The sequence below is a fragment of the Shewanella khirikhana genome (assembly GCF_003957745.1).
In the GTDB taxonomy this organism is placed as follows: Bacteria; Pseudomonadota; Gammaproteobacteria; order Enterobacterales; family Shewanellaceae; genus Shewanella; species Shewanella khirikhana.
The window spans coordinates 366,785-391,101 of record NZ_CP020373.1 but is presented as its reverse complement, the minus strand read 5'-3'; the positions used below and the strand labels follow the sequence as shown (position 1 = coordinate 391,101).

General features: G+C 56.3%; 21 protein-coding genes. 14 read left to right on the top strand and 7 right to left on the bottom strand.

What is annotated here, in order from left to right; genetic code table 11:
* The first annotated feature begins 15 nt into the window (after nucleotides 1-15).
* Together STH12_RS01600 and STH12_RS01595 are read left to right on the top strand one after the other, a co-directional pair.
* On the top strand, nucleotides 16-267 hold the full coding sequence (locus tag STH12_RS01600; RefSeq protein ID WP_126165937.1) for a DUF2960 domain-containing protein: 252 nt from the start codon (nucleotides 16-18) through the stop codon (nucleotides 265-267).
* Between the two features lie 3 nt (nucleotides 268-270).
* Nucleotides 271-783, top strand: coding sequence for an RDD family protein (locus STH12_RS01595; protein ID WP_126165936.1), 513 nt, complete (start codon nucleotides 271-273; stop codon nucleotides 781-783).
* Between the two features lie 25 nt (nucleotides 784-808).
* Here the strand turns inward: STH12_RS01595 and STH12_RS01590 are convergent, their stop codons facing one another.
* The 3 genes from STH12_RS01590 to lptF all read right to left on the bottom strand — a co-directional run bounded on the left by STH12_RS01590 (nucleotide 809) and on the right by lptF (nucleotide 5,839).
* Entirely contained in the window at nucleotides 809-3,487 is a 2,679-nt protein-coding gene (locus STH12_RS01590) for a methyl-accepting chemotaxis protein (RefSeq protein ID WP_126165935.1), read from the bottom strand.
* Nucleotides 3,488-3,674: 187 nt separating this feature from the next.
* The gene (gene lptG, locus STH12_RS01585) at nucleotides 3,675-4,733 is read right to left on the bottom strand and encodes an LPS export ABC transporter permease LptG (RefSeq protein WP_126165934.1); all 1,059 of its coding nucleotides are present in this window, start codon (nucleotides 4,731-4,733) and stop codon (nucleotides 3,675-3,677) included.
* Entirely contained in the window at nucleotides 4,730-5,839 is a 1,110-nt protein-coding gene (lptF, locus tag STH12_RS01580; RefSeq protein ID WP_126165933.1) for an LPS export ABC transporter permease LptF, read from the bottom strand. The genes lptG and lptF overlap by 4 nt, the downstream gene beginning before the upstream one ends.
* Nucleotides 5,840-6,061: 222 nt before the next feature.
* Here lptF and pepA point away from each other — a divergent pair, with 222 nt between their 5' ends.
* On the top strand, nucleotides 6,062-7,570 hold the full coding sequence (gene pepA / locus STH12_RS01575) for a leucyl aminopeptidase (protein ID WP_126165932.1): 1,509 nt from the start codon (nucleotides 6,062-6,064) through the stop codon (nucleotides 7,568-7,570).
* A gap of 73 nt (nucleotides 7,571-7,643) precedes the next feature.
* Here the strand turns inward: pepA and STH12_RS01570 are convergent, their stop codons facing one another.
* Nucleotides 7,644-8,447: a gamma-glutamyl-gamma-aminobutyrate hydrolase family protein gene (locus tag STH12_RS01570; protein ID WP_126165931.1), complete on the bottom strand. Its 804-nt coding sequence runs from the start codon at nucleotides 8,445-8,447 to the stop codon at nucleotides 7,644-7,646.
* Between the two features lie 414 nt (nucleotides 8,448-8,861).
* Between STH12_RS01570 and STH12_RS01565 the strand changes: the two genes are divergently transcribed.
* On the top strand, nucleotides 8,862-9,599 hold the full coding sequence (locus tag STH12_RS01565; protein ID WP_164551123.1) for a helix-turn-helix domain-containing protein: 738 nt from the start codon (nucleotides 8,862-8,864) through the stop codon (nucleotides 9,597-9,599).
* A gap of 98 nt (nucleotides 9,600-9,697) precedes the next feature.
* Here STH12_RS01565 and STH12_RS01560 read toward each other — a convergent pair whose 3' ends face one another.
* Entirely contained in the window at nucleotides 9,698-10,906 is a 1,209-nt protein-coding gene (locus STH12_RS01560) for an MBL fold metallo-hydrolase (RefSeq protein ID WP_237158714.1), read from the bottom strand.
* 111 nt (nucleotides 10,907-11,017) lie between these two features.
* Here STH12_RS01560 and STH12_RS01555 point away from each other — a divergent pair, with 111 nt between their 5' ends.
* The 3 genes from STH12_RS01555 (at nucleotide 11,018) to STH12_RS01545 (ending at nucleotide 15,086) form a co-directional block, all read left to right on the top strand.
* Entirely contained in the window at nucleotides 11,018-11,638 is a 621-nt protein-coding gene (locus tag STH12_RS01555) for a TetR/AcrR family transcriptional regulator (protein WP_126165929.1), read from the top strand.
* A 115-nt stretch (nucleotides 11,639-11,753) separates the two neighbouring features.
* Nucleotides 11,754-12,209 carry a DNA polymerase III subunit chi gene (locus STH12_RS01550; protein WP_126165928.1) on the top strand — a complete coding sequence of 152 codons (456 nt, stop codon included), beginning with the start codon at nucleotides 11,754-11,756 and terminating at the stop codon, nucleotides 12,207-12,209.
* Nucleotides 12,210-12,224: 15 nt separating this feature from the next.
* Nucleotides 12,225-15,086 (top strand): valine--tRNA ligase, encoded by a 2,862-nt coding sequence (locus tag STH12_RS01545; RefSeq protein WP_126165927.1) that lies wholly within the window; start codon nucleotides 12,225-12,227, stop codon nucleotides 15,084-15,086.
* 119 nt (nucleotides 15,087-15,205) lie between these two features.
* Here the strand turns inward: STH12_RS01545 and STH12_RS01540 are convergent, their stop codons facing one another.
* The gene (locus STH12_RS01540; protein ID WP_126165926.1) at nucleotides 15,206-16,627 is read right to left on the bottom strand and encodes an aspartate ammonia-lyase; all 1,422 of its coding nucleotides are present in this window, start codon (nucleotides 16,625-16,627) and stop codon (nucleotides 15,206-15,208) included.
* A gap of 271 nt (nucleotides 16,628-16,898) precedes the next feature.
* Here STH12_RS01540 and STH12_RS01535 point away from each other — a divergent pair, with 271 nt between their 5' ends.
* The gene (locus STH12_RS01535) at nucleotides 16,899-17,711 is read left to right on the top strand and encodes a helix-turn-helix domain-containing protein (RefSeq protein ID WP_126165925.1); all 813 of its coding nucleotides are present in this window, start codon (nucleotides 16,899-16,901) and stop codon (nucleotides 17,709-17,711) included.
* A 20-nt stretch (nucleotides 17,712-17,731) separates the two neighbouring features.
* On the opposite strand, the gene STH12_RS01530 is transcribed toward STH12_RS01535, so the two are convergent.
* Entirely contained in the window at nucleotides 17,732-18,736 is a 1,005-nt protein-coding gene (locus STH12_RS01530) for a helix-turn-helix domain-containing protein (RefSeq protein ID WP_126165924.1), read from the bottom strand.
* A 260-nt stretch (nucleotides 18,737-18,996) separates the two neighbouring features.
* Here STH12_RS01530 and STH12_RS01525 point away from each other — a divergent pair, with 260 nt between their 5' ends.
* From STH12_RS01525 to STH12_RS01500, 6 genes are all read left to right on the top strand, one after another.
* Entirely contained in the window at nucleotides 18,997-19,392 is a 396-nt protein-coding gene (locus tag STH12_RS01525) for a rhodanese-like domain-containing protein (RefSeq protein WP_126165923.1), read from the top strand.
* Nucleotides 19,393-19,503: 111 nt separating this feature from the next.
* The gene (locus tag STH12_RS01520; RefSeq protein ID WP_237158712.1) at nucleotides 19,504-20,811 is read left to right on the top strand and encodes a pepsin-like aspartic protease; all 1,308 of its coding nucleotides are present in this window, start codon (nucleotides 19,504-19,506) and stop codon (nucleotides 20,809-20,811) included.
* A gap of 1 nt (nucleotide 20,812) precedes the next feature.
* Nucleotides 20,813-21,319 (top strand): GNAT family N-acetyltransferase, encoded by a 507-nt coding sequence (locus tag STH12_RS01515; protein ID WP_126165922.1) that lies wholly within the window; start codon nucleotides 20,813-20,815, stop codon nucleotides 21,317-21,319.
* 54 nt (nucleotides 21,320-21,373) lie between these two features.
* On the top strand, nucleotides 21,374-22,213 hold the full coding sequence (locus STH12_RS01510; protein WP_126165921.1) for an SAM-dependent methyltransferase: 840 nt from the start codon (nucleotides 21,374-21,376) through the stop codon (nucleotides 22,211-22,213).
* Nucleotides 22,214-22,229: 16 nt separating this feature from the next.
* Nucleotides 22,230-22,469: a hypothetical protein gene (locus tag STH12_RS01505; RefSeq protein WP_126165920.1), complete on the top strand. Its 240-nt coding sequence runs from the start codon at nucleotides 22,230-22,232 to the stop codon at nucleotides 22,467-22,469.
* Between the two features lie 415 nt (nucleotides 22,470-22,884).
* Complete coding sequence (locus STH12_RS01500; RefSeq protein WP_237158710.1) at nucleotides 22,885-24,291, top strand: GGDEF domain-containing protein; 1,407 nt, start codon at nucleotides 22,885-22,887, stop codon at nucleotides 24,289-24,291.
* Nucleotides 24,292-24,317: the final 26 nt, after the last annotated feature.

The following is a 24,317-nucleotide window of genomic DNA, read 5'->3' as shown; positions in this document are numbered from 1 at the left end:
CGAAAGGGTTTTACCATGGCACGTCAGGTTGCATACACCTATAAAGGCCAGGCAAAAGTGATTAACTTTGCCTACGACAAGTACCACGATATGTACGAGGCCGCAGCCGCCGCCGAAGGGGTGGACCTCACCCGCTTTCTGGCCATGGAACAACAGGTTGCCATGACTGCCAAGGGCAAGGGCGCGCTGAAAAGCTATCGGTTGAATGAGTTTGCCCGCATGGGATTTAAAGATATCCGCATGCTGCGAGACGAAGAACAGGGTTAAACAATGATAAATCATGAACATGCCAACTTTCCCCGCGCCGGATTCTTCCGTCGCCTGGGTGCCATGGTGTACGACCTCATGCTGGCCGCAGCCGTGTGGATCCTGGCGGGTATCGTCAGCTTCGTGGTGTTTGCCGTATTGGTGAATGTGGGGCTTATCGACCGAGCGGGTCATGAGCATGTGATTGATGTGCTGAACGGTAACGAGCTGTATCGTAACCTCAATTTTGCCTGGATCCTGTTTTGCGTGGCCAGCTTTTACGTGGTGTTCTGGACCAAGGGCGGCCAAACCCTGGGCATGCGTGCCTGGCGCCTGAAGGTGCAGCATCCCAACGGCCAGAATCTCAGCTTTATCGCCGCCGCAGCACGCCTGGTATGGTCACTGTTTGGCTTGGGTAATCTGTTTATCCTTATCAATCCCGACAAACTGGCGCTGCAGGACAAGATGACCCGATCAGAAGTGGTGGTGTTATCGGCGGAAGCCAACCAAATGCGCAACTGGCACGGCATGAGCTAACCCCTGCTCAGCCCTTGGTTTACAGCTAAGCCGACCTGCCCGCGGGTACCGAAGCAAGCCTGGTACCCGCCTTCTGAGTCGTTTCCAACTTAAATACCGACATCAGCTTCGCGAGCCGTTCAACCTGCGACTGCATACTGGCAGCGGCAGCCGTCGCTTCCTCCACCAGCGCCGCATTATGCTGAGTCACGCTGTCTATCTGATCGATAGCGCCCCGTACCTGCACCATGCCCTGCCCCTGCCGTTGGGATGAGGATGCAATCTGCTCCAGCAGCCCTGCTACCGCCTGCACACTGTCATCGATTTCCTTCATGGCGCGTCCCGCCTTGGCGGCCTGATCATTGCCGGCAGCGATTCGGCTGGCGGCAGCGTCGATAACTTCACGGATTTCCCGCGCCGCTTCGGCAGAGCGACTCGCAAGGCTTCGCACCTCGGCGGCCACCACACCAAAACCGCGACCCGAATCACCGGCCCGGGCTGCTTCCACCGCTGCATTCAGTGCCAGAATGTTGGTTTGAAAGGCAATAGAGTCAATCATGCCGGTAATATTGGCAATCTGTGCCGAGGTTTCACCTATGTTGCTCATGGTGTTTTCTACGTCGGCAACAATTTTGGCCCCCAGAGATGCCTGCCCCGCCGAGGCACTGGCAAGACCCGCTGCCCGCACTGCGTTGTCGGTGTTGGCGCCTATGCTGTCGCTGAGACTGCGGAAATTGGCCACAGTCTCTTCCACTGAATGCGCCTGGGCCTCGGTGCGGTTGGAAAGATCCATATTGCCCGAGGCAATTTCCCGCGCCGACACCTGCAATGTTGCCGCCGCATCCTGAATTTCCCCAACCATGTTGCTCAGTCTCACCACAGTGCCATCGAGTGCGCTCAGGGTTTCGCCAAACAGTCCCGGAAACTGGCCGGACGCTTTGGTGGTCAGCTCCCCGTCGGCGATGGCGCTGGCAATGCGTTTCACCTGGGTCAGACCGTCACGGGTCACCCGGGCAAGCTCGTTTAGACGGGTCGAGAGTTCCAGCAAAAAGCCTGAGCGGCCCTCCAGCGGGATCTGACCGCTGAAATCACCGTGACGGGCGGTGGCGTTGACCATGGTGTCTATATCATTGACGAAATCCGCCAGCGCATCCACGGTGCCATTGACCCCAGCCTGGGTTGCGCCAAACAGTCCGGGGTAGTTGCCTTCCATGCGCCTGTCGAGCCGGCCGGTAGAGAGCGCGCTGACCACGGCGTTGATTTCCTTGAGTCCCGACTCGGTCACCGCCGAGAGACTGTTAAGCTGCCCGGCAAGACGTAACCGATACCCCGCCAGCCCCTGCTCTGCCATACGCTTGCCAAAGTCGCCCTGGCAGGCCGCAGCCACCATGGTATCGACATCACCCAGCGTTTGCCTGAGGCTGGCCAGGGTGCGATTAACCGACTGCGCCGCCGCACCAAATACTCCGGGGTACTGGGCCTCGATGCTTTGGCTTAAGTCTCCATCGGACAGGGCTTCTGTCACCCGGCGAATATCGCCAAAGCCCTTATCGCAGGTGGCGAGCAGGCGATTGAGATCTTCAATGGTTTCCCGAAACAGGTATTGATAGCCGGAGGCATCCACCCGGCAGGAAAAGTCACCATCGGCTCCGCTTGCGGCCATCTGTTTGATGTTGCGACTTATCCCAAGCAGGGCCGCTTTTACTTCAGCTAAGGCCTCCGTAATCGCCGCCTGCTCGCCGGGCAGCGCATCCATGTCGACACTGAAATTGCCTTTGGCGTACTCGCGGCTGACCGCCACCAGCTTGTTTTCTACATCCAGATGACAGGCCACCAGCGCGTTCACTTCGCTGGCGATATCGGCATAAGCACCATCGAACTGACTGGGATCAAGCACGGCACTGACCCGGCCTTCGCGGTGGGCACGGGCCATATCCTGCTGACCATGGATGATGGCGCTCACGGCGTCCTGCACCTGACCGAGTGCTGACAGCAGCTTGCCTGCTTCGTCTTTGCCGCTGCGATCGATTTGGTTATTCAGATTGCCGCTCGCCACGGCATTAGCCAATCTCAGCGCCTGTTGCAGCGGTGAAATCACAAATCTGAACAGTACCCAGATAGCGGCAATGGCAAGCAGACCGCCGGCTAGCATCAGTCCAGTGCTGAAGGTGCGCACCTCGGCGTAGACCGCTTCTGAGGCATCAAATTCGGCCCGGGCCACGTCCAGTTGCAGGTTGATAAGCTCACCAATCTTGTTACTGATAGGGTCGATATCCTGGTACAGCTCGCCATCAAAGTCATCGAGCTGACCGCTGATGTTACCACTGAGATTGGCGGCGAAGCGGCCAAGGCGCGCCATGGCGGCATCGGCCTTTTGGAACAAAGCCCTGGCCTCATCGGCAAGCAGGGCTTCTTCGGTGGTAAGTTGGGTAGCCGAGTAGGCCTGCCATTCGCTCGCAATAAGGGTGCTGGCGGACGTCAGTTCGGCGCGCAGCTCCTCGGCACTCATCAGTCCGGCATTGGCCTTGTTCACCGCATCAATCACGCTCACCGCATAGGCATCGGCAATCAATTTCAGCTGCTTTAAGGGAACGACTCTGTCCTGATAGACGGTACCGAGGGAGTTATGCATGCTGTCGGTGCCACGCATGCCCATGGCTCCGATAAAAAGCAGAAACAGCGTCATCAAGGCGACTATGGCGATCAGCTTGGCTTTGATACTCATGGCACGACTTCCTTGTGTGAAACCAGAATCCAAGTTAAACGAGTGATGATAAGCCAAAGCCTAGTACAAGGCGGGAAATTGCCCAGTTATCAAACGCAGGAAAGCGTTATCCGGGCCGAGGTTCATGCAAAAGCATGAGGGCGCCAACCGGCGCCCTCATCGTTAAGTCTCATCCTGCTCACAAGTCTCAGCGGCGAATGTAGTACACCGCAGCACCGGCAAAGATAATCGCGGGCGCGCCCGCACCTATGAAGGCTGGCAGCTGATATACCAGTGTCATGGGACCAAAGATTTCGTTGCAGATATAGAAGCCAAAACCGGCCACCACACCCAACAGCACCCGCGCGCCCATGGTTACAGTGCGCAGCGGCCCGAACACAAAGGAAAGCGCCACCAGCATCATCACGGCAACTGTCACCGGCTGCAGCAGCTTGCGCCACAGCGCCAGCTCGTAACGGCTCGGATCCTGAGTGTTGACCTTCAAATACTCAAGATAGCCAAGCAAACCCTGCACCGACAGCGACTCAGGCTTAACCGATACCACGCTGAGCTTGTCCGGAGTCAGGGTCGACTCCCAAGGCTCGCTGGCCAGCTCATCGCGGATAATTTTATCGTCCTGAATATGGGTTTTGCTGACATCGCGCATCATCCACACCTTGCCGTCAAACTCGGCGCGACGGGCGTTAACAACGTGGGTGAGATGCTGTCTGGCATCGAACTCATACAGGGTGATATTGCCCAGGGTGTTGAGGTCTTCCACCTCACCGATGTTCACAAAGAGGTCGCCGTCTTTGGCCCAGATACCGCGGTGAGATTTAATCAGGCTGCCGCCGGAAATCATGGTGGCCTTAAGCTCATTGGCGCGCTGTTCGGCCGCAGGAGCAACCCACTCACCCAGCGCCATCACCAGCAGCATCAAGGGTACCGCGGTCTTCATCGCCGACAGGGTAATTTGCAGCCGCGACTGACCCGAGGCCTGCATCACCACCAGCTCAGAGTTGGCGGCCATCATGCCAAGGCCAATCAAGGCGCCCAGCAGCACCGCCATCGGGAAGAACATTTCAATATCACGGGGGATAAGAAACAGCACATATATCCCGGCATCCATCATGGTGTAGGTACCGCGGCCAACCAGACGCAGCTGATCCACCCACTTGATAATGCCGGAAAGACCGGTCAGCACCAGCAAACACAGCGATGAAGTGCTGATAAGTACCCGGGCAATATACCAATCAAGAATACTCATGCGGTGGCCCTCCGCTTGAAGCGACCACTGAGACGGGCCCCTAAAGGCCGCTCCTTGCCAAGCAGCATTATCCCCATCACCAGGGCCGACAGGTGTATCCACCACATCCCCAGGAAGGCGGGCACGACCTCATCTTCCAGCGCCTTGCGTCCGGCCACCATCAGGCCGAAATAGCCCAGATACAGCAAAATCGCCGGCAGCATTTTGGCAAACTTGCCCTGACGCACATTCACCCGCGCCATGGGCACAGCAATCAGGGTCATCAGCGGAATCGCCAGCGGAATAGCCAATCGCCAGTGCAGCTCTGCCACAGCTTCAGGGGTGTCCTGATCCATCAGCTGCCCCAGCGGCAAGGCCGACATCTTACGTCTGCGCTCGTCCACTTCCTGCTCTTTGATTTGCATGCCGTAGCCGCCAAACTCCAGCACCTGATAATCGAGGCGACTGGGCGAGCCCTGATAACGCACGCCATCACTGAGTTTCAGTTGCTGACCGCCACTGGCATCTTCCACAACCTTACCGCCCTTGGCAGACACCAGATTAACCTGGCCTTGCTCATCTTCTGGGTCCGGCAGTTGTGCCACGAATACTTTTTCCAGCTCGTTGTCTTTCCCAATCTTTTCAACAAAGAGCACCGCACGGCCATCGGGACTGGTTTGAAAACGCCCCTGCACCAATGCGGCAAGACCAGCTTCAGACTGAGCCTTTTCCAGCACCTGATTTTGGCGCTCTTCCGCCCAGGGGGTAACAAACAGGGATAAATAGCCGGTAAACAGCATATTGAGCACGGCAAGCAGCAGAGTGACCCGGGTGACATACCACTCACTCACCCCCACGCCATGGAAAACCACCATTTCGTTTTCGGCGTACATACGGCCGTGGGCGAGCAAGATCCCCAGAAACAGGCTGAGCGGCAACACAAGTACCGCAAGATAGGGCAAATTAAGCCCTAATAAGGTAACAACCAGAGAAGCAGGAAACTCACCGTCCGATGCATCGGCGAGAACGCGGACAAAATGCTGGCTGATAAAGATAGTCAACAGCACCAAAAGTACCGCGATTTGTGCCTTGAAAACTTCTCGGAACAGATATCTAAATACAATCACAGGCAGGATCCGGTATCAAAACTTATCATTTTGCTGGTATCAGCCTAACTTTCATGTAAACTGTCTACTTTTGATAGTTTTCTGACCAATACCATCGCAAGGCGCCATTGAAAAAAGGCGCTGATATCAGGCCTTGGCGCGGAAACTTAGGCCCAAATTTGGGCACAAGCAGGCATTATCCAATAAATATAAAAATTTGTCTTTAAGAATCTAGGAGTGCTCATGGAGTTTAGCGTAAAGAGCGGCAGCCCGGAAAAACAACGCTCAGCGTGTATCGTGGTGGGAGTTTACGAACCCCGCCGTTTGTCCGGCATTGCAGAGCAACTGGACAAAATCAGCGAAGGCTACATCAGTAATCTGCTGCGTCGTGGCGATCTGGAGGGAAAACCCGGTCAGATGCTGCTTCTGCACCATGTCCCCAACGTGCTCAGCGAGCGTGTTCTTTTGGTGGGCTGTGGTAAAGAGCGTGAACTGGATGAGCGCCAATACAAGCAAATCATTGCCAAAACCATCAACACCCTCAACGAAACCGGCTCTATGGAAGCAGTGTGCTTCCTGACTGAACTGCACGTTAAGGGTCGCGACACCTACTGGAAAGTCCGTCAGGCCGTAGAAACTACCCAAAACAGCCTCTACAGCTTCGATGCACTCAAGAGCCGCAAAGGCGAAACCCGCCGTCCACTGCGCAAACTGGTATTTAATGTACCAACCCGCCGCGAGCTGACCGTGGGCGAGCGTGCCATTGAGCACGGCGTGGCCGTGGCCTCCGGTATGCACCTGTGCCGCGACGTGGCCAACATGCCACCGAACATTTGTAATCCTGCTTATCTGGCTTCTCAGGCGCGTCAGCTGTCTGAAGTGTATGAGAACCTGAAAGTCACCACCATCGGTGAAGAGCAAATGGCCGAACTGGGCATGAACTCTTACCTGGCCGTGGGCCGCGGCAGCGCCAACGAGTCCATCATGACTGTAATGGAATACAAGGGCGCCGTGGACAGCACCGCCAAGCCTATCGTGCTGGTGGGTAAGGGCCTGACCTTCGATTCGGGCGGTATTTCCCTCAAGCCAGGCGAAGCCATGGACGAGATGAAGTACGACATGGGCGGCGCTGCAGGCGTTATCGGTACCATGAAAGCCATCTGCGAAATGAAGCTGCCACTGAACGTAGTCGCAATTCTGGCCGGCTGTGAAAACATGCCTTCCGGTAATTCATATCGCCCCGGCGACATCCTCACCACCATGAGTGGCCAAACCGTGGAAGTGTTGAACACAGACGCCGAAGGCCGTCTGGTACTGTGTGACGTGCTGACCTATGTTGAGCGCTTCGACCCTGAGCTGGTAGTGGACACCGCCACCCTGACCGGTGCCTGTGTGATTGCCCTTGGCAAACACGCCTCTGGCCTGTTCTCTTCTCACAACCCGCTGGCCCATGAACTGCTGAGCGCCGGTGAGCAGAGTGGCGACCGCGCCTGGCGTATGCCGCTGTGGGATGAGTATCAGGACATGCTCGATAGCCCCTTCGCCGACATGACCAACCTCGGTGGTCGTCCGGCTGGTTCTATCACCGCGGCCTGCTTCCTGTCGCGCTTCGCCAAGAAGTACCACTGGGCTCACCTCGACGTGGCCGGTACTGCCTGGAACAGTGGCGCCAACAAGGGTTCTACCGGTCGTCCGGTACCTTTGCTGAGCCAGTTCCTGTTAAACCGCGCTGGTGTAGAACAGGGCGAATAAGCCTATCGCCAAAGATGCACATAAAAAAGCGAAGCCTCGGCTTCGCTTTTTTGTTGTGTTCAATCCGTGATTGTCAGGAAGCCTTGTCGATACGCAGGTCCTGATCATTGCCGGCACGGCGACGGCAGGCCTCACCAAAGGCCTTGAAAATCTTGATTGAATCAGGGTTTTCCATGGCTTTCCACTCCGGATGCCACTGCACGCCCAAGGTGAACTGTGGCAACGCAGGCACATGAATTGCTTCCACCAGGCCATCTTCGGCGTGTGCCAAAGGCTCAACGCCCTCACCCAGGTTATTCACGCCCTGGCCGTGGAGCGAGTTCACCGAGATGGTGTCGCCCAGCAGCTTATGCAACCATGTTCCCTTCACCATGGAGATGCTGTGGCTTTCGCCGTACTGCACTTCCGGTGGCGTCTCAGGATCTTCACGGTGATCGTCCAAATGCTCCTCGGCATACACCTTCTGGTACAGGTCACCGCCAAAGGCAATGTTCATTTCCTGCATACCACGGCAAATACCAAGCAAAGGTAATCCGCGTGCCACAGCGCCTTTAATCAGCGCCAAATCCACCAGATCGCGAGCCTGATCCTGCTTTTTCTCCGGGGTCAGGTTTTCCTGGCCATAGAGTGTCGGGTCAATATTGGAGGCGGCGCCCGACAGATAAACCCCGTCGGCCATATCCAGATATTGCTCAATATCTTCAGCACCAAAGCAGGTAGGTACCAGCAGAGGAATGCAGTCTGAGATTTCCACCACGGGCTGCATATATTTGTGGGTCATCACCTGGTAGGGGTGGCCATTTCTGTCCTGTTGCCCCATGGACATCAATATAACCGGCTTGTTCTTTCTTCCACTAACTTCTTGTTTTAAAGGCATAGATCACCTGATAGTCAAAACGCTTGAGTTCGCGTTTTGGGCATAGCCTGCTACTGCAAAAACTGGTCAGGACATGCGCAAAACCCGTACCTGCTACGTCCTCTTCAGGACGGCAATCACAAATCCAGCATGCCCAAAGGTGTTCAATATGTCAAACGTATAACAATATATTATTTACAACAGCAGACTGTAACCACGCAGGAATAAGCACAGGGTGAAGCCAATATCGGTGCAAAGAGGATAAAAAATGTGCGCCCTGGTTAAATAACATTGAATATTCCCGCTGATTCACCAATATTCGGCTTCGTATTCCGCAAGGAATCAACAAGGATAGCCGGGACTGTCTTCGCAATCAGCGCCAGAGTGATGCGAAGACCTGTTCGCACCTTCCTAACACTGCACGGAGCAAAAATTATGTCTCTTGGACTTAAAATCAAAGACTTCCGCCAGACTGCTGGCATGAGCCAGCCACAGCTTGCCGAGGCAATCGGCATTGAGCAGTCCTATCTGTCAAAACTGGAAAACGATAAGTCATTGCCCTCTGCCGACGTGCTCAGTCGGCTGTTAAGTGCCATGGGGATAGATCTCGAGACACTGCTCAGCGATCCCCTGCTTGGCACCGATAAGCAACGTTTGGCGCAGCTGCCGGAGGTGGCTGACAACCTTAAACAACAGCGTGGACGCAGGCTGAACGAGCGCAAAGGTATTTTGCTCGCATCAAGCCTGTTGGTTGCCATCAGCAGCGCCTTATTTTATGCCGGTGAGAGCAAGTTGCTGTTCAGCGAGGATATGCATATTTACAGCTCGCGCGGCATTGAGCTGGCGGGCGAGCCTAACGGCATATTCGACGAGGATGTGTTTTTGGCAATGGTGCGCGCCACTGACGCAAAGGACTACCGCAAGGAAATGGATGTAACACGGGCCCAGATGATGAGCCGCGAAAGTCTTGAGACCCGCATGCTGGCAACTTTCCAGGGCAAGCGCTTTACAGAAGCAGTCGAAGGCGGTAAACGCACCTTTGGCTTCGACGGAATCAAAAAGATATCCCGTCCCGTCAACGCCTGGTTGAGAATGGTGGGCGTTTTCGGTTTTTGCCTCGGCCTGCTTGGCTTCTTTATCGAGTGGCGCCTGGGGCGCATGGCCAAAGGCTAATCGGCGCACATCCCTTCGCGCTGGGGCTCACTGCGAAGCTCCCAGCCAGCCCATGAACGATAGCGCCTCGCACCAGGCGATAGACTGGGCCGAAACACTCAGCGTGCATCCAGGATTTCGCCACGGGTGTTAACGTCAGGGATTTCGCCGGCTTGCTCAACCATGGCGAGATTCCACCACTCCCGGCCTTGTCCGGGCGTTTGCAAACTCAGTGCCTCACCAAAAATGGGGGTGGCAATTTTTACCGACCGCTCCCAGGCCAGCGCCCGAATACGCTCCAGCGGTTCGAACCAATCGTGCAGCGCCAAATCGAAGGTGCCGTTATGAATGGGCACCATCACCAGCCCTTTCACGTCCAGATGCGCCTGCAAACTTTCTTCTGGCATCATGTGAATATCACGCCACAGCTCGTTGTAGGCACCGGTTTCCATCAGAGTCACATCGAATGGGCCAAGGCGCTCGCCAATCTCGGCAAAGCCTAGGAAGTATCCGGAGTCACCACTGAAAAACACCCGCGCCTGCTCCCCTCGAATCGCCCAACTCGCCCACAGGGTCTGGTCCCGGTCAAACAGACCCCGACCGGAGAAGTGCTGCGCGGGAGTTGCCGTAAGCTCTATGCTGCCAAGGTGCGCCGACTGCCACCAGTCGAGCTCATCAATGCGCGAGGCTGCAACCCCAAGTTTAGTGAGCCGCTTACCAAGCCCCAGCGGCACAAAGAAACGGGCCTCGGTTTTTGCCAGATAACGGATAGCATCGCTGTCCAGATGGTCGTAATGGTCGTGACTCAGCACAATCGCATCGAGGGCCGGTAAGTCTTTAAGGGCAATCGGGCTTTGATGAAAACGCTTGGGACCAAAGGCGCGAAACGGCGAGGCGCGTTCGGCAAATACAGGATCGGTCAGCAGGTACTTGCCATCAAGCTTTATCAGCACTGTGGAGTGCCCAAGCCGATACAATCTGGGGCTTGGATCGGCAAGTTCGGCTGCTGTGATTGGCGCAAGCGGGATTGCCTCTTTAGGGACAGGCGCCTCACGCTTGGCACCGAGGTAAGCTGCGATGATGCGAAACAAGTCAGACAACCCGGATTTATAGGCTTTTTCACCGTTCACAAAGCGGTTTTTGAGCCGTTTGGCGCCCGGGCGGCCCGCACGAACCGGGCTATTGCCATTGATTGAAACCGCTTCGCTCACCAATCCTGCGTCGTTCTGCGCCGGGCTCTTGCCTAAGCTGTTCATTGCCACACTATCCTTCACTTCACTGTTGCCGCTTACTTCACTGTTACCGTTCACTGGGCTTGTGCTGTTCATACAGCCTCCGACAAATGTAAACTACACTGTGCAGTTTACATTTGAATTTGGAAAAGTAAACTACTCAGTGTAAAATTTCTCCACCAAGGGCACACAGACTGGAAAACTCAGGTGCAAACTCCAAAGCGAAATCGCAGTGAAATCAAACGTGAAGCCATAATGCTCGCCGCCAAGGAGCTGTTTCAGACCCAGGGCGTGCAAGGCACCAGCATGGATGAGCTGGCACGGGTGGCCGAGGTTTCCAAACGCACCGTGTATAACCACTTCGCCAGTAAAGAGGCGCTGGTGCTGGAGCTGGTTGCCGAGCTGTGGCAATCGGCCAATGCCGATATTCAATTTAGCTTCGCCAAAGACACCCCCGTGGGAGAGCAGCTGCTTGAGGTGCTTAACGCCGAAATAGCCATCATGACCAACCCGGATTATCTCGAGCTGGTGCGGGTCGCCATTGGCCACTTTATGTTTCATCCCGGCGCGCTCAAATGTGAGCTGGAAAGTAGGGTCACCCACGAATCGGCGCTGCGCCGCTGGCTGTCTGAAGGCATCAAGTCCGGCGCCCTGCCCAAGCTTGATGTGGATGAAGTGGAAGCGACGCTGCACGGCATGATAAAGGGCGTGTGTTTTTGGCCGTCGCTGATGCAGCTGTGTGAGCCGCTGCCCAAGGGCGAGCTTGAGAGCCTTGGCGCCGATATTGCCGCCTTTTTCGAGTTCAAATACTTAAGCTGCCGCCGCTAATCAGCAGCCAGGTCGCTATTAACGTTGGCACCCCACACCGATCAGCCACGCTGCTTTATGTCGGGCGTCTATCTAAGTTAGAATGCGGCTTTCGTTTTCTTTAGCCGGAAACTCCATGACCCAGGCACTTTTTTACGTACTTCCGCCATCCCAAATGAGGGATGCTGCCGAGCTGCTGGCCTGCCGTCTGGCGGCGTTTCATTACCGCCGCGGCGCCTGGGTCTATATTCACTGCAACGATGAATCCCAAAGCTTTGCCATCGATGAGCAACTTTGGCAGTTTGACCCCAACGATTTTGTGCCCCACAACCTCAAGGGCGAAGGGCCTCAGGGGGGGGCACCGGTGGAAATCGGTCACGATCGCCTCGGGCCGTCAAAAAACCGCGGCATTCTGATAAATCTTGCAGAAAAAGTACCGCCTTTTGCGGTACACTTTGGCCACTTTATCGACTTTGTCGCCGGTGACGAGGCCACCAAGGCACTGGCACGGCTGCGCTTTCGCGAGCTTCGCGGCCTTGGCATAGAGCCATCCACTCAGGATTTGGCGACACAACCCCTTAATCTAGTTTGAGAAAATCTGATCCCCATGGAAAAGACATACAATCCACAATCCATCGAACAGGCCCTCTACCGCGTTTGGGAAGAAAAGGGTTACTTCAAGCCACACGGTGATGCCAGCCAGGGCAACTACTGCATCATGATCCCGCCGCCGAACGTCACCGGCAGCCTGCACATGGGTCACGCCTTCCAGGACACCATCATGGATACCCTTATCCGCTATCAGCGCATGAAGGGCAAAAACACCCTATGGCAAGTGGGTACCGACCACGCCGGTATCGCCACCCAGATGCTGGTTGAGCGAAAGCTTGAAGCCGAACAGGGCAAGAGCCGCCATGACCTTGGCCGCGACGCCTTTATGGAAAAGGTTTGGGAGTGGAAAGCCCAGTCCGGCGGCACCATCACCAGCCAGCTGCGCCGCATGGGCGCCTCTGTGGATTGGGACCGTGAGCGCTTCACCATGGATGAAGGCCTGTCCAACGCGGTGCAGGAAGTATTCGTGCGCCTGTACGACGACAAACTGATTTACCGCGGCAAGCGCCTGGTGAACTGGGATCCCAAGCTGCACACCGCCATTTCCGATCTGGAAGTGGAAAACAAAGAAAAGCAGGGCCACATGTGGCACTTCCGCTATCCGCTGGCCGGCACCGAGCTGACCGCCGATGGCAAAGACTATCTGGTAGTAGCCACCACCCGTCCTGAAACCATGCTGGGCGACAGCGCAGTTGCGGTACACCCCGAAGATGAGCGTTACGCGTCACTGATTGGCAAAGAAATCATTCTGCCTATCGTGAACCGCCGCATCCCCATCATCGCCGATGAATACGTGGATAAAGACTTCGGTACCGGCTGCGTGAAAATCACCCCGGCCCACGACTTCAACGACTACGAAGTGGGCAAGCGCCACAGCCTGCCGATGTTCAACATCCTGACCCAGGATGCCACTATCCGCGCCCTGGCCGAGGTACTCAACACCGACGGTAGCCACAACAGCGAGCTGGATGCCAGCCTGCCCGAGCGCTATGCTGGCCTCGACCGCTTCAAGGCCCGCGATGCTATTGTTGCAGAGTTTGAGACTCTGGGTCTGCTTGAGAAAATCGAGCCACACGCCCTCAAGGTGCCTTATGGCGATCGCTCAGGCGTAGTGATTGAGCCGCTGCTCACTGACCAGTGGTACGTTGCGGTGCAAAAGCTTGCTCAGCCTGCCATCGAAGCGGTGGAAAACGGCGACATCAAGTTTGTGCCGCAGCAGTACGAAAACATGTACTTCTCCTGGATGCGCGACATTCAGGACTGGTGTATCTCCCGCCAGCTGTGGTGGGGTCACCGCATTCCTGCGTGGTACGACGAAGCCGGTAAGGTGTACGTTGGCCGCAGCGAAGACGAAGTGCGCCAGAACCATAACCTCGGCGCCGACGTGAAACTGCGTCAGGACGATGACGTGCTGGACACCTGGTTCTCTTCTGCCCTGTGGACCTTCTCCACGCTTGGCTGGCCGGAAGAAACCCCAGAGCTCAAGACCTTCCACCCCACCGACGTGCTGGTGACAGGTTTTGACATCATCTTCTTCTGGGTTGCCCGGATGATCATGATGACCATGTACTTCGTTAAAGACGAAGACGGCAAGCCGCAGGTACCGTTCAAGACGGTATACGTGACCGGTCTTATCCGCGACGAACAGGGCAACAAGATGTCCAAGTCCAAGGGTAACGTCCTCGATCCATTGGATATGATTGACGGTATCGACCTTGAATCCCTGGTTCAGAAGCGTACCGGCAACATGATGCAGCCACAGCTTGCCGCCAAGATTGAAAAGAGCACCCGCAAGGAATTCGAAAACGGCATCGAGCCACACGGCACAGACGCGCTGCGCTTTACCCTGGCGGCCATGGCCTCTACCGGCCGTGACATCAACTGGGACATGAAGCGCCTCGATGGCTACCGCAGCTTCTGTAACAAGCTGTGGAATGCCTCACGCTACGTGCTGATGAACACCGAAGAGCAGGATTGCGGCCAAGGCGGTGGCGAGATGAAGCTGTCGCTGGCCGATCGTTGGGTCATCGGCAAGTTCCAGGAAACCGTCAAGACCTTCGATGAGCACATCAATGCCTATCGCTTTGACTTGGCCGCCAACACCCTGTACGAGTTCACCTGGAACCAGTTCTGTGACTGGTATCTGGAGCTGACCAAGCCAGTACTGCAAAACGGCTCTGAAGCCGAGCAGCGCGGCACCCGTCATACTCTGGTGACTGTACTTGAGCAGCTGCTGCGCCTGATGCACCCCATGATGCCGTACATCACCGAGACCATCTGGGATCGCGTTAAGCCGCTTGCCGGTGTTGAGGGCGACACCCTGATGCTGATGTCCTTCCCCGAGTTCGATGCCGCCAAGGTAGATGCCAAGGCAATGGCCGATCTCGAGTGGGTTAAGCAGGTGATTGTGGCCGTGCGCAATATTCGCGCCGAGCTCAACATTGCGCCAAGCAAGCCGCTGTCAGCCCTGCTGCGTGGTGTAAGCGATGAAGACAAGGCCCGCATCGAAGCCAACCAGGCTTTCTTCGCCACCTTGGCCAAGCTTGAGAGCATGACCATTCTCGCCGAAGGCGAAGCCGCCCCCATGGCCACCACTCAGCTGATTGGTGAAATGGAGCTGCTGATTCCTATGGCAGGCCTGATTGACGTTGCCGCCGAGATGGCCCGTATCGACAAGCAGCTGGAGAAGCTGACCGGTGAAGTGGCCCGTATCGAAGGCAAGCTGTCCAACCAAGGCTTTGTGGCCAAGGCCCCGGCCGAAGTGATTGAGAAAGAGCGCGCCAAGGCCGCCGACATCAAGCGCGACATGGACAAGCTGACCGAGCAGAAAGCCGAGCTTGCCAAGCTGGAAGCCTGAGACGGTGTAAAGCCAAGTCTCTGACGCCGTAAAAAGCAGTAAAAAAGCAGCCATCAGGCTGCTTTTTTTATTGGTCAATTTTTACTGAGATCAAAAGCCTTTGTCAGTGCGCCGCTCAATCAATGCGCCTTGGCACCAAGGCCAGTCAGCTCCACCGGCGTAACCATGGCGGCCGGGCTTAAGATTTGGCTTAAGGCATCGTCGCTCAATAGCCCATCGCGGCGCACCAGTTCCGCCACACCGGCGCCACTCAGCAGGGCTTCACCGGCGATACGGGTGGCGTTCTCATAACCGATATGCGGCACCAGCGCCGTGACTATACCGATGCTGGTATTCAGGTGCTGCTCGCATTTGGCCTCGTTGGCTTCGATACCCTGAATACAGCGGCTATCGAGCATGGCGATGGCGCGGGTCAGCAAGGCGCAGTTATTCAAAAGGTTATAAACAATCACCGGCTCCATGGCGTTCAGCTGCAGCTGCGCCGCCTCGGCCGCCATGGTGATGGTCATGTCGGTGCCAATTACCTGAAACGCCACCTGATTCACCGCCTCCGGAATAACCGGGTTTACCTTGCCCGGCATAATGGACGAACCCGGCTGCATCGCAGGCAAACGGATTTCCCCAAGGCCGGTGCGCGGACCGCTGGAGAGCAACCGCAGGTCGTTACTGAGCTTGGAGAGCTTCACCGCCAGGCGCTTCAGCACAGATGATAAAGTCACAAAGGCGCCCATGTCGGTGGTGGCATCGATAAGGTTATCAGCCTGAGTCACCGGCAAACCCGTGATATCGGCAAGGGCCTTCACCGCCAGCACGCCGTAGGCCGGATGGGTGTTGATGCCGGTGCCAATGGCCGTGCCGCCAAGGTTCACCACGCAAAGCTCAGCGCAGGCATCATCGATGCGGGCGATGTCCGACTTGAGGCTTGCAGCAAAGGCTTCAAATTCCTGCCCCAGGGTCATGGGCACGGCATCCTGCAGCTGGGTGCGGCCCATCTTGAGGATATGGCCAAACTCGCGGCCCTTGACCTCAAGGCTTAAGCAAATGGCCTCGATGGCAGCCTTGAGTGGCTCTACCGCTTCCACCATGGCCAGACGCGCCGCCGTCGGGTAGGCATCGTTGGTTGACTGGGAGCAGTTCACATCGTTGTTGGGGTGCAGATGGCGATACTCGCCCTTGCCGTGGCCAAGCTTGGCAAGGGCCAGATTGGCAATCACTTCATTGGCATTCATGTTGGTGGAGGTGCCGGCGCCGCCCTGAATAAGGTCAACCACAAACTGGTCGTGCAGCGCGCCCTGGATAATGTCATCGCAGGCGGCGGCAATGGCGCTGGCCTTGGTGTCAGATAATAGTCCCAGCCCATGGTTGGCGCGGGCGGCAGCGGCTTTTACCCTGGCGAGCGCGCGGATAAGCTCGGGGAAGGCGCTGATGGGGGTGCCGCTCAGGCTGAAGTTTTCCAGCGCCCTCTGGGTTTGAATGCCATACCAGGCGTGGGCAGGAACCGGGGCATCCCCCAGCAGGTCGTGTTCAATACGTGTATCCATCTTTATGGTGCGCTCCCGGACGCGGTTTGAGCAGGGCTTGTTTCAAGTGGGCTTGTTCTGGGCCAAGCCTGATTATTTCGCGCTATTACAGCAGCCTGCGCTGCAATAAGGGAGTTGACGCACTGATGCAAATTGGCGCTGATTGGCGCAGTTTTGGCGACAAACAACATCTGACGCAGTCTGTCGCACTTTGCCGCTTTTAGGTACACTGGGCGGACTGTTTCGAGCGATCCGCGCGCCAATTGCCGCCGGGAATAATCACAGGTCTGCCATGCATCAGGAATTTGCCAAAAATCTTCGCCTCCTTTGCAGCTACTACCGTTCGGTGGCCGAGGTCTGTCGTCGCCTCGATATCAACCGGCCGCAGTTCAACCGCTATTTAAGTGGCAAGTATCGCCCCTCGGCCCATAGTCTGCGGCGCCTGTGCGACTTCTTCGGGGTGGAAGAGCATGAAATCCTTATGCCCCACAGCCAGTTTCAACTGCTTATTCAGGTGCGGCCGCGCCCCAGTGAGCCTGTGAGCGAGGCACCCGAGCTTGAGCATCTGGCCAGGCTGCAAAGCCTGAGTCAGGGGCTCGATAAATACCTTGGCTATTACTTCGAATACCACCTGTCGATGGCCTTTCCTGGCAAGATTTTGCGCAATCTCATTTGCCTTGAGAAACAAGGCGGCAAGGTGTACTACCAACGCACCGAGCGCCTGCAGCAGGGCCCCGGTGAAAAGGTCTATCACAGCAAGTATTTCGGGATGGCACACCTGTTGGCTGACCGAATCTTTTTAATGGATTATGAGTCGCTTACCGGCAATCAGCTGACCCAGACCATCCTTATCCCCACCTTCAAGAGTCGGGTTGGCCGCTTAAGCGGTTTGCGCCTTGGCGCCTCGGCCAGCGGCGAGCGGATCCCGAGCTGCACCCGGGTGGTGTTCGAATATCTGGGGCATCAGCTGGATATCCGCAAGACCCTGAAGCTTTGCACCACCTTAGACCCCGACAGCGGCCAGATAAGCCCCCGGATCCTGGAAGCCATTCAAAACGATATGGCGCCGGGCGAGCGCCACTTTCGCGCCCGCCACAGCTTCTAACTGGCATTTTATGCCTGTGCCTATACACAGCGGGAAAACTGGCGCCGATACTGGCTGGGCGTAATGCCCAGCTGCTTTTGAAAATGCAGCCGTAAATTCAGCGCCTGACCAAGCCCCGCTTGAGCTGCCACGGCATCCAGCCCCAGATTGGTTTCTTCCAACAGCCGTTTGGCCCTATCCAGCCGGTGCTGCAACAGCCACAGCTTGGGGCTGGTACCTGTGGCAAGCCTGAAGCGCCGGTCAAAACTGCGGCGCGACATATGGCTCTTTGCCGCCAACTCTTCCACACTGATGGCGTTATCGAGCCTTGATAACGCCCAGTCCAGGGTAGCGGCAAACGCATCGGGGCGACTTGGCATCGGGGTTTGCACAAACTGCGCCTGACCGCCACTGCGGTGGGGCGACAGCACCAGCCGCCTGGCTACCTGATTGGCCACCTCACGGCCAAAGTCGTGGCGGATCAATGCCAGCCCCAAGTCCAATGCCGCCGCGCTGCCGGCCGAGCAGCCGATACGGCCATCGAAGGTGTAAAGCACCTCATCCTGCACAGTTACATTGGCAAACCTTTCCCTGAAAGCTGCGCCATAGCGCCAATGGGTGCTGGCGACTTTGCCATCAAGCACCCCAGCTTCGGCCAGCAAAAAGGCGCCGGAGCAAAATGAAATCAGCCTGCCACCGCCCTCAAAAAAGCGCCGTATGGCCATCAGCAGCGATGGGGGCGGCGCCACATCCACAGGCCAGCTCGGCACCACCAGGATATCGACCCCATCGAAGCGATTACCGCTTTGGACGCTTAGCCCAAGGCCGCCGGTGGCGGGCACCGGCGAGCTGCCAGCATCGCCTGCAAGGCCGTCTTCATCCTGCCAACGCATAAAGCGTGTTTGATACCAGTGGTGCAGTTCGGGCCTTGGCAGCGCAAACAGCTCGGCGGCGCAGCCAAGCTCGAACAGCGACACCTGCGGCGGCACCAGGATCAGCAGCTGATGGCCAGCAGCTGAATCAACTTTTACAACGCCAGAACGCATGGCACCTCCTCATTGTTCCCAGATTCTATGATCTGGATTCTAGGATCTGGATTCCAGGATCTGGATTCAGGGATTTAGGGGTTGGGACGCCAAACGTCGAAGCCTGGTGCCCAGACAGTTATTTTCGGGGTTCACTCGGGCGACACAAGTCGCCTGCAACGCATTGGCTTAAAACTATCTAACAATGGCGATAAAGCCAATCACGATTGATGCCCGGGTGGCGCAAACTGACAACATTCCCCAAGACCAAGGAGCTTTGTATGTCATCAGTTGTCAGTCGTCCGCCCGCCGCCGAATCGCAGCGCGCCGCCAGCCATTTCGCCGCCCTGCTTGCCTTTGAAACCGATTGTTGGGATGTAAACCACGCCATCACTCAGGGGCGGCAGGACTTTGTTCTTTTGGACGTGCGCGGCGAGGCGCTGTACGGCGAAGGCCATCTGCCCGGCGCCCTCAGTCTGCCCCACAGCCGCATCAATGAAACGACCCTTGCAGACTTTCCTGCCGATACCCTGTTTGTGGTGTACTGCGCCGGGCCACACTGCAATGGCGCCGACAAGGCAGCACTCAAGCTTGCCAGCCTCGAGCGGCCGGTGAAAAAGATGATTGGCGGAGTAACGGGTTGGCTCGATGAGGGTTTCAGCCAGAGTGCTGACTGACCCAGCGCTTATGTACCGCTCACCTGTGAGCGGCTGTCTGCGGGCTTGACCCGCAGCACAGGACAAGGGCAAACTCCTAAAAATACTGAATTTTTATAGAGTGGCCTTATCGTGCCAGACAATGCCCCAATGACCGCCAAATCAAGCCCTGCTTTGGCCAGGCCTTTGGCACTGCCGCTGACCAATCTGCTGGCCGAAGGCGGCTACACCGCCAGCCTGACGATCGGCAGCGAAGCCCAGCCCGTTAACCTCATCATAGATACCGGCAGCTCGACTCTGGTGGTGCACGAAAGTGGTTATCAGGCGACCAGGGACACTGAGCTTAAAGCCACCACCCTGGCGCAGGAAGTAAATTACGGCCTCGGTGGCTGGCTTGGTGCCGTGGTGCACACCCGCATACATGCCGGGGAGCTTGCCATGGCCGACACCCCGCTGGCACTGGTGCACGCCGAGGCCGAGCACACCTTTTTGGATGCCGATGGTATCTGGGGTATGGCCTATCATCCGCTCAATCGCGGCTACGACCTGACCACTTACCTCACAAGCCACGGCATAGACCCGGCCAGCACCTTCCCCTGGCCCTTTCCCGATGAGGCGCATCCGCTGGTTAAACAGCAGCTGGATGACTTTAAGGCGCTGCTCCCGCAACTGCCCGAAGAAGACGTGGCCACCTGCTTTACCCTGATGGAGGAGCGGGGCCTGTGCGCCAACCGCTTTACCCTGATAACCCGCCGCTCCAGCATCCATGTGGCGAGCGAAAATGCCTGTGCGGATAGCCTCGCGGCCGATCCCCTCAATCAGGGGCTGTTGATTTTGGGCAGCCATGAAGAAGATGCGGCGCCCAACCATGGCAGTGCGGTCGACCTCAAGGTGGTGCACGACCGCTATTACAACGTCAACCTAAAGGCGGTGCGCTGGCAAAACGATATCGATATTGCGCTGCCAACGGCGCAGGCAGCCCACCTGCAACGGGGCTCCAGCAATGCCATTGTCGACTCTGGTGCTTCGCTTATCAGTCTGCCTGCAGTGGCCTTTACCCCGCTGATGCAGCGGCTGTGGGCACTGTTACCAGACAGCAAGCAGCTGACTTCGCCTTTTCTGGGCGATATCAGCCAGATAATTGCAGCGCAAAAACAGGGCATCGACAGCAAGCTGCTCAAGCTCGAGAGCTGGCCACAGCTTGAGTTGGTATTTGAGGGCGCCAACGGCGAAGAGGTCAGCCTTGGCGTGGATGCCCACCACTACTGGCAAGTGAATGCCCCAGGTCATGGCAAGGCGGTGTTTAAACTCATGGGGCAGTTGCCCCACTGGCCCGCTCAAAGCGTACTTGGACTGCCGCTTTTCAATCCCTACCGGGTAGTGTTTCGCCGCGACCTTGGCGAGCAGGGCGTTATTCGATTTATTCCCTGGACTGAATAGCATGTACTCAACCAACAGACTCACCATCAGGCCCATGCAGCTGCAAGATGAAGCACTGTTTTGTGAGCTTTTTTGCAGCAACCGCATCATGGCCAATATCGACACAGCCTTTCATCTCGAACGGGCGCAAAAAGCCTTTAAATGCACGCTTAGAGAATCAGAAAAAACCACGTCAGCCACCCTTTGTTGGGTAATACAACTGGGGCACAGTTCGCTGGGACTCGTCAGCCTGAACAACATTGAGCCAAATCAGGGCGCGGATGTGGGGATCATGATGCTGACATCTGCCCAGGGCAAATTAATTGCAGATGAAACCATTGATTGGCTGGCAAAACACGCCTTCGGCCAGCTTGGGCTAAAGTATCTTAGAGCCGAGTTTTCATCCAACAATTTCGCAACAAAAAGAATTACCAAAAAGTTTGGATTCTCAAGCCCAGTCAATCTCACTGGAAAGACCAGCTGGCAAGAATGCATTCTCCGTAATGAAAACTTTAAACCAATGTTTTAATTGCATAAAAAAATTGATAACTTCGGACGGTCTATTATTCAACATCGAACGCCAATGACAGGAAGCCTCGTCTGTGTCGGCACCGGTATCTTGCTGGGCGGACACCTAAGCCCCCTCGCCCAAAACCTGATTGAACAGGCCGATGTGGTATTCAGCGGCATGTCAGATGGCTTTACCGAACTCTGGATTGAAGGGCTCGCCAAGGATACCCGCAGCCTGCAACAGCACTACGCCGACGGCAAATCCCGTAACCTCACCTACAAGGAGATGGTCGATGCCATGCTCACTGAGGTGCGCTTGGGTAAAAAGGTAGTGGGCGCCTTTTATGGTCACCCCGGTATTTTCGCCAAGGCGCCCCACGAGGCCATTGCCACCGCCCGCGCCGAAGGCTTCGATGCGCGGATGATCCCCGGCATTTCTGCCGAAGATTGCCTCTATGCCGATTTGGGGCTGGACCCCGGCAAGACCGGCTGCCAACACTTTGAAACCACCCAGCTGATGCTGTATCAGCGCCGAATAGACCCAAGCGCGCTCCTTGTATTGTGGCAACCGGCACTGGCCGGTGACCTGAGCATGGGCATTCGCCCCACAGGCAGCGCCGAGCGCGAGCTGTTGGTGGAACTCTTAAGCCAGGACTACCCGCTTAATCATGAGTGTATTCTCTACGAGGCCGCCACTACGGCGCTGCATCACACCCGTATCGAGCGCCTGCCATTAAGTGCCCTGCCCCAGGCCAAACTGGAGCTGCACACCACCCTGGTGCTGCCTCCAAGTCAGCCGCTCACGCCCAACAGCCAGCTGCGTGCCCGGCTGCAAGCGCTGGCAGACACACAAACGCAAGGAACCCCGCAGGGCGCCACTGTACTGCCCTTTTCACGCAAAAAAGCGAACTAACCATAAGGAAGATAAGATGAATCAAGCTGTTGAAATTTTAGCAAAACTGGGCACAGACACTACTGTGTCACTCGATACTCTGCCAGCCCACATCGCCGCCATGATCGAGGCCAAAGACATTCAAGCTCTAAAGGCTGAGCTGGATGTAGTGCCTGACGTCGTTTGCATCATGCTCCCAGCCGAAGATGAAAATGACCAAGGCGAAGATGAGCAGGAAGAAGCACCGTCAAAACAAGAGATTTCTGCTTGTGCTTAAGCAATTGGCATTGCTACTGATAACCGGGCTCAGCCTGGTTATCAGCAATTGGTCTCTTGCAGATGGCTGGTACCGAGAACTCGAATTAATCGATGAGGTTCGCTCCGCCGACCCTGCAACATTCGCTAAAAAACTCACTGCGATTGAAGCGCATCTGCAGGAGATGAATCAAAGTGAACTCGACTACTTTGAATATTTAAAAGCTTACGCACTGACTTATAAGGGTGATTTAGCCAAGGCCCTGGAGATACAGAGTGGGCTATCCCAAAATGCTGAATCGAAGGAGATGAGATTTCGGGCCCTGCTTACAGTAATTAATATCCATGCCATCCAACGCAACTGGAATGATGGTCTTTCATCTTTAAATCATGCGCTTACCATACTTCCCGAGATAGAGAGTGACAAACTGAGAGCGATGGTCTTTGGAATCGCGAGCATCTTTTACAACCAACTCGGCCAATATTCCCTCGGTCTGGAATACAGTCAACGCTTTAAAGAGACTAAAACCGATCTCAGAAACCAATGTGCAGCCGAGCAGTTGAGACTTGAGGCCATGCTGCAATTGGGAGAAGCCCCGAAAGAACTCGCCAGCATTTACAATAGCGGCATCCAGCTCTGTGAAGCCGCTAATGAAAAGGTAATACAATCAAATATTGTCCGTCTCTATGGACGACACCTGCTCGAAACCGATAACCAACCCTTGGCCTCCAAGGCCCTATTGGATGAAAACGAAGCCCTGGTACTGTCCGCCAAATATGCTCCTGTAATAGCCAGTTACCAAAGCCTGCAAGCCAAGGCGAACTGGGAGCTGGGGCAGCAGGAAAAAGCCTATCAACAGGCGTTGGCGGTAAACCAATCGCCGGCGGCTGCCAATGCGCTGGAAGCTCTTATTCGTGCCAACAAGGTGCTGTTTGACTATCACAGCAGCCGCGGCAACAGCGAGGCGGCCCTGGAGGCCTATATCAAGTACGCCGAGGCCGACAAGGCCTATCTGGACGAGGTGAAAGCCAAGACACTGGCGTTTCAGTTGGCCCAGCACCAGAGCCTGGAGCAGCAAAACAAAATTGCCCTGCTGGATGAGCAAAACAAGCTGCTCAAGGTGCAGCAGCGACTCGACACCGCCGAGAGGTTCAATAGCCGGTTGATGATAGGCGCGCTCCTGAGTGTGATTTTGGGGCTTATTACCTGGGGTTGGCACTCTCTTAAAAATCAAAGGCGTTTAAAGCAGTTAGCCGAATACGACAGCCTGACAGGCCTCCTTAGCCGAGGCCACTTTACCCAGGTGGCCCAAAGCGCCCTCACCCATGCCCAAACCCTCAAGGCACCGGTCAGCTGTGTGCTGTTCGATGTCGACCATTTCAAGCGGATTAACGACTGTTTCGGTCATGCCACCGGCGACTGGGCATTGAAACAGGTGGCGAGCCTGTGCCGCGAACAGGTACGGGAATTTGAGATATTTGGCCGTATTGGCGGCGAGGAGTTTTGCCTTATTCTGCCGGAATGCGACAGTGCCCATGCGCGGGTGATTGCCGATAAGCTGCGCCGAACTCTGGCAAGCTGCGACACCAGCGCCAGCGGCAATGACTTTGTGCTGACGGCAAGCTTCGGCCTGACCGACTCCCAACAGGCGGGTTACTCGCTGGACCAATTGCTGGCCCAGGCCGACAGAGCCATGTACAGCGCCAAACGCGCCGGACGTAATCAGGTAAAGGCCTACAGCCGCGACGATGATGAAGCGTCTATTGACCAGACGGACGAGGAGCAGACTCAGGCTGGCCCAGGCCGACAGAGCCATGTACAGCGCCAAACGCGCCGGACGTAATCAGGTAAAGGCCTACAGCCGCGACG

Bases quoted from the DNA above. Each gene is read 5' to 3' on its own strand.
- STH12_RS01535 (WP_126165925.1), top strand. From the start codon at position 16,899: ATGCATCAGGAATTTGCCAAAAATCTTCGCCTCCTTTGCAGCTACTAC.
- STH12_RS01500 (WP_237158710.1), top strand. From the start codon at position 22,885: ATGGTCTTTGGAATCGCGAGCATCTTTTACAACCAACTCGGCCAATAT.
- STH12_RS01505 (WP_126165920.1), top strand. From the start codon at position 22,230: ATGAATCAAGCTGTTGAAATTTTAGCAAAACTGGGCACAGACACTACT.
- STH12_RS01540 (WP_126165926.1), bottom strand. From the start codon at position 16,627: ATGGATACACGTATTGAACACGACCTGCTGGGGGATGCCCCGGTTCCT.
- STH12_RS01565 (WP_164551123.1), top strand. From the start codon at position 8,862: ATGTCTCTTGGACTTAAAATCAAAGACTTCCGCCAGACTGCTGGCATG.
- lptG (WP_126165934.1), bottom strand. From the start codon at position 4,733: ATGAGTATTCTTGATTGGTATATTGCCCGGGTACTTATCAGCACTTCA.
- STH12_RS01550 (WP_126165928.1), top strand. From the start codon at position 11,754: ATGACCCAGGCACTTTTTTACGTACTTCCGCCATCCCAAATGAGGGAT.
- STH12_RS01590 (WP_126165935.1), bottom strand. From the start codon at position 3,487: ATGAGTATCAAAGCCAAGCTGATCGCCATAGTCGCCTTGATGACGCTG.
- pepA (WP_126165932.1), top strand. From the start codon at position 6,062: ATGGAGTTTAGCGTAAAGAGCGGCAGCCCGGAAAAACAACGCTCAGCG.
- STH12_RS01525 (WP_126165923.1), top strand. From the start codon at position 18,997: ATGTCATCAGTTGTCAGTCGTCCGCCCGCCGCCGAATCGCAGCGCGCC.
- STH12_RS01560 (WP_237158714.1), bottom strand. From the start codon at position 10,906: ATGAACAGCACAAGCCCAGTGAACGGTAACAGTGAAGTAAGCGGCAAC.
- STH12_RS01510 (WP_126165921.1), top strand. From the start codon at position 21,374: ATGACAGGAAGCCTCGTCTGTGTCGGCACCGGTATCTTGCTGGGCGGA.
- STH12_RS01595 (WP_126165936.1), top strand. From the start codon at position 271: ATGATAAATCATGAACATGCCAACTTTCCCCGCGCCGGATTCTTCCGT.
- STH12_RS01600 (WP_126165937.1), top strand. From the start codon at position 16: ATGGCACGTCAGGTTGCATACACCTATAAAGGCCAGGCAAAAGTGATT.
- STH12_RS01570 (WP_126165931.1), bottom strand. From the start codon at position 8,447: ATGCCTTTAAAACAAGAAGTTAGTGGAAGAAAGAACAAGCCGGTTATA.
- STH12_RS01545 (WP_126165927.1), top strand. From the start codon at position 12,225: ATGGAAAAGACATACAATCCACAATCCATCGAACAGGCCCTCTACCGC.
- STH12_RS01530 (WP_126165924.1), bottom strand. From the start codon at position 18,736: ATGCGTTCTGGCGTTGTAAAAGTTGATTCAGCTGCTGGCCATCAGCTG.
- STH12_RS01515 (WP_126165922.1), top strand. From the start codon at position 20,813: ATGTACTCAACCAACAGACTCACCATCAGGCCCATGCAGCTGCAAGAT.